Source organism: Psychrobacter sp. AOP7-C1-14 (assembly GCF_052376135.1).
GTDB lineage: Bacteria > Pseudomonadota > Gammaproteobacteria > Pseudomonadales > Moraxellaceae > Psychrobacter.
Map to the genome: position 1 here is coordinate 1 of NZ_JBQSVH010000035.1, position 5348 is coordinate 5348.

The 5348-nt window shown below is 48.9% G+C and carries 2 tRNA genes and 2 rRNA genes; all 4 read right to left on the bottom strand.

The features are described 5' to 3' along the window. Nucleotides 1–43: 43 nt before the first annotated feature. Nucleotides 44–2899 (bottom strand): 23S ribosomal RNA (locus ACT3QN_RS13515). 349 nt (nucleotides 2900–3248) lie between these two features. Further along, nucleotides 3249–3324 (bottom strand) — tRNA-Ala (locus ACT3QN_RS13520). Between the two features lie 9 nt (nucleotides 3325–3333). Then, nucleotides 3334–3410, bottom strand: a tRNA-Ile gene (locus tag ACT3QN_RS13525). A 75-nt stretch (nucleotides 3411–3485) separates the two neighbouring features. After that, nucleotides 3486–5024 (bottom strand): 16S ribosomal RNA (locus tag ACT3QN_RS13530). Together the 16S and 23S rRNA genes with 2 tRNA genes alongside form the textbook arrangement of a ribosomal RNA operon. Between the last annotated feature and the right edge of the window lie 324 nt (nucleotides 5025–5348).

Consider the following 5348-nt stretch of genomic DNA (forward strand, 5'->3'; position numbering starts at 1 on the left):
TGACAGATTAATTAGACTTGTATACAAACCACTTGGGTGTTGTATGGTCAAGCCAAACGAGCAATTAGTACAGGTTAGCTACACGCATCGCTGCGCTTCCACACCCTGCCTATCAACGTCCTAGTCTTGAACGGCTCTTTAGGGAAATCTAATCTTGAGGTGGGCTTCCCGCTTAGATGCTTTCAGCGGTTATCCCATCCGAACGTAGCTACCGGGCAATGCCATTGGCATGACAACCCGAACACCAGTGGTTCGTCCACTCTGGTCCTCTCGTACTAGGAGCAGATCCTCTCAAATTTCCAACGCCCACGGTAGATAGGGACCGAACTGTCTCACGACGTTCTAAACCCAGCTCGCGTACCTCTTTAAATGGCGAACAGCCATACCCTTAGGACCTGCTTCAGCCCTAGGATGAGATGAGCCGACATCGAGGTGCCAAACACCGCCGTCGATATGAACTCTTGGGCGGTATCAGCCTGTTATCCCCAGAGTACCTTTTATCCGTTGAGCGATGGCCCTTCCATACAGAACCACCGGATCACTAAGACCTACTTTCGTACCTGCTCGACTTGTGGGTCTCGCAGTTAAGCGCGCTTTTGCCTTTATACTCTACGACCGATTTCCGACCGGTCTGAGCGCACCTTCGTACTCCTCCGTTACTCTTTAGGAGGAGACCGCCCCAGTCAAACTACCCACCATACATTGTCCTCGGTATTGTTATACCTGAGTTAGAACCCCAACATGACCAGGGTGGTATTTCAAGATTGGCTCCACCAAGACTAGCGTCTCGGCTTCAAAGCCTCCCACCTATCCTGCACAAGTCAGGTCAAAGTTCAATGTAAAGCTGTAGTAAAGGTTCACGGGGTCTTTCCGTCTAGCCGCGGGTACACAGCATCTTCACTGCGATTTCGATTTCACTGAGTCTCTGCTGGAGACAGCGCTGCCATCATTATGTCATTCGTGCAGGTCGGAACTTACCCGACAAGGAATTTCGCTACCTTAGGACCGTTATAGTTACGGCCGCCGTTTACTGGGGCTTCGATCAAGAGCTTCGCTTACGCTAACCCCATCAATTAACCTTCCAGCACCGGGCAGACATCACACCCTATACGTCCACTTTCGTGTTTGCAGAGTGCTGTGTTTTTAATAAACAGTTGCAGCAGCCTGGTATCTGCGACTGCCAGCAGCTCAAGGAGCAAGTCCTATCACCACCAACAGCGTACCTTCTCCCGAAGTTACGGTACCATTTTGCCTAGTTCCTTCAGCAGAGTTCTCTCAAGCGCCTTGGTATTCTCTACCTGATCACCTGTGTCGGTTTAGGGTACGATTCGTTTATAACTATTGCTTAGAAGCTTTTCCTGGAAGCATGGTATTTGCCACTTCGTCCTACAAGTAGGACTTGCTATCAGATCTCGGTATAAAATAGCCCGGATTTACCTAAGCTATAAACCTACATCCTTTCACCTGGACAACCAACGCCAGGCTGACATAACCTTCTCCGTCCCTCCATCGCATTATAAACAAGTATCGGAATATTAACCGATTTCCCATCGACTACGCCTTTCGGCCTCGCCTTAGGGGTCGACTCACCCAGCCCCGATTAACGTTGGACTGGAACCCTTGATCTTCCGGCGTGCGAGCTTTTCACTCGCATTATCGTTACTCACGTCAGCATTCGCTCTTGTGATACCTCCAGCATGCTTTACAACACACCTTCACAGGCTTACACAACGCTCCCCTACCACTTGAAAACAAATTCAAATCCGCAGCTTCGGCTCCTAGTTTGAGCCCCGTTACATCTTCCGCGCGGGCCGACTCGACTAGTGAGCTATTACGCTTTCTTTAAAGGATGGCTGCTTCTAAGCCAACCTCCTAGCTGTCTATGCCTTCCCACCTCGTTTCCCACTTAACTAGGAATTTGGGGCCTTAGCTGGCGGTCTGGGTTGTTTCCCTCTCCACGATGGACGTTAGCACCCACCGTGTGTCTCCCGGATATCACTCATCGGTATTCGGAGTTTGCATCGGTTTGGTAAGTCGGTATGACCCCCTAGCCGAAACAGTGCTCTACCCCCAATGGTGTTCGTCCGAGGCGCTACCTAAATAGCTTTCGGGGAGAACCAGCTATCACCGAGTTTGATTAGCCTTTCACCCCTATCCACAAGTCATCCCCTGGCTTTTCAACGACAGTGGGTTCGGTCCTCCGGTGCCTGTTACGGCACTTTCAACCTGCTCATGGATAGATCACTCGGTTTCGGGTCTATACCCTGCAACTAGACGCCCTATTAAGACTCGGTTTCCCTACGGCTCCCCTAAACGGTTAACCTTGCTACAGAATATAAGTCGCTGACCCATTATACAAAAGGTACGCGGTCACCCAACAAGTGGGCTCCCACTGCTTGTACGCACACGGTTTCAGGTTCTATTTCACTCCCCTCACAGGGGTTCTTTTCGCCTTTCCCTCACGGTACTGGTTCACTATCGGTCAGTCAGGAGTATTTAGCCTTGGAGGATGGTCCCCCCATCTTCAAACAGGATTTCTCGTGCCCCGCTCTACTTAATATGTTAACGCTAATGTTTCGAATACAGGACTATCACCTACTACGGTCAGCTTTCCCACGCTGTTCTTCTACATTAGCACTAATCGGCTTCTCCCCGTTCGCTCGCCGCTACTAGGGGAATCTCAATTGATGTCTCTTCCTAAGGGTACTGAGATGTTTCACTTCCCCTCGTTCGCTTCCTAATAAATTAGGATAGCTAGCTTATGCTAGCTGGGTTTCCCCATTCAGAAATCTCCGGATCACAGGATATTGCCGCCTCCCCGAAGCTTATCGCAGGCTGTCACGTCTTTCATCGCCTCTGACTGCCAAGGCATCCACCATGTGCGCTTCATTACTTGACCATACAACCCCAAGTAGTCTTTCGACTCCAAAGTGTCATACAATCTAATTATGATAACGATATCACCTAATTTTATACGCTTGATTCAGTTCTCTTTACTTTTTTAGCAATCAACCCCTGGGATAACAACTGATGTCGTTAAGAGGCCGATTACTAAGGTTAGGAAGTGCGCGTGAACACGCGCTTCCTAACCCAGACTCATATCTATGTTTTTAAATAGTCTCTATGCTCTCGTCGAGTCACAGATTCTGTATAAAACAGAAAGAAGTAATCAATCACAATCACTTGTTTCTATTTAATACCTATTTTATTTATCTAGCACTTAAAGCTTACTTAAACCGTCTTAGTAGTGGTGGAGCCAAACGGAGTCGAACCGTTGACCTCCTGCGTGCAAGGCAGGCGCTCTACCAACTGAGCTATGGCCCCATTGTAAAATGGTGGGTCTAGGTGGACTTGAACCACCGACCCCCGCGTTATCAACACGGTGCTCTAACCAGCTGAGCTACAGACCCTAATACGTTTGTTAAAAACGTAAGCTTAAACTAAAGAACAACTTGTTGTGAATTCTTGCTGACCGAATGCGTCTATAAGGAGGTGATCCAGCCGCAGGTTCCCCTACGGCTACCTTGTTACGACTTCACCCCAGTCATCAACCACACCGTGGTGAACGCTCCCCCGAAGGTTAAGCTATCCACTTCTGGTGCAATCAACTCCCATGGTGTGACGGGCGGTGTGTACAAGGCCCGGGAACGTATTCACCGCGGCATTCTGATCCGCGATTACTAGCGATTCCTACTTCATGGAGTCGAGTTGCAGACTCCAATCTGGACTACGATAGGCTTTTTGAGATTCGCATCACATCGCTGTGTAGCTGCCCTCTGTACCTACCATTGTAGCACGTGTGTAGCCCTGGTCGTAAGGGCCATGATGACTTGACGTCGTCCCCGCCTTCCTCCAGTTTGTCACTGGCAGTATCCTTAGAGTTCCCGGCTTAACCCGCTGGTAACTAAGGACAAGGGTTGCGCTCGTTGCGGGACTTAACCCAACATCTCACGACACGAGCTGACGACAGCCATGCAGCACCTGTATTCTAATTCCCGAAGGCACTCCCGCATCTCTGCAGGATTCTAGATATGTCAAGACCAGGTAAGGTTCTTCGCGTTGCATCGAATTAAACCACATGCTCCACCGCTTGTGCGGGCCCCCGTCAATTCATTTGAGTTTTAACCTTGCGGCCGTACTCCCCAGGCGGTCTACTTATTGCGTTAGCTGCGTCACTAAGTCCTCAAGGGACCCAACGACTAGTAGACATCGTTTACGGCGTGGACTACCAGGGTATCTAATCCTGTTTGCTACCCACGCTTTCGAGCCTCAGTGTCAGTATGATGCCAGGAAGCTGCCTTCGCCATCGGTATTCCTTCAGATCTCTACGCATTTCACCGCTACACCTGAAATTCTACTTCCCTCTCACCTACTCTAGCCTAACAGTTTCAGATGCAGTTCCCAGGTTAAGCCCGGGGATTTCACATCTGACTTATCAAGCCACCTACGCTCGCTTTACGCCCAGTAATTCCGATTAACGCTTGCACCCTCTGTATTACCGCGGCTGCTGGCACAGAGTTAGCCGGTGCTTATTCTGCAGCTAATGTCATCGTCCGTGGGTATTAACCACGGAGTCTTCTTCACTGCTTAAAGTGCTTTACAACCAAAAGGCCTTCTTCACACACGCGGCATGGCTGGATCAGGGTTTCCCCCATTGTCCAATATTCCCCACTGCTGCCTCCCGTAGGAGTCCGGGCCGTGTCTCAGTCCCGGTGTGGCTGATCATCCTCTCAGACCAGCTACAGATCGTCGCCATGGTAGGCTTTTACCCCACCATCTAGCTAATCCGACTTAGGCTCATCTAATAGCGAGAGCAACAAGTTGCCCCCTTTCTCCCGTAGGACGTATGCGGTATTAATTCGAGTTTCCCCGAGCTATCCCCCACTACTAGGTAGATTCCTAAGTATTACTCACCCGTCCGCCGCTCGACGCCTAGGAGCAAGCTCCTATCGTTTCCGCTCGACTTGCATGTGTTAAGCCTGCCGCCAGCGTTCAATCTGAGCCATGATCAAACTCTTCAGTTTAATCTTGCTATGAAGCTCTTTAAAGAAGCTTCTAAACTTGGCTCATCTAATCTGGCAAAATCGCTAAAAATTATGTTCGTAATGAATTAACTTTGAGTTTTTCTGCTGTCTTAAATGATAATTTTTATAGTTAATAATCTTTCCGAAAAGAAAAGATAGTCAACTTTATTTTTTAGCATTCTGAATCAGCAAAAATCCACACAAGTTGTTCTTTAGTTATGCTTTTAAATAATGTCTGACACTGTCGTCCAGTGCTAGTTTTTTCAAACTAAATAACCAAGCCAATGTGGCTTATCCTATTTAGCGAGCTGACCATCATATCAT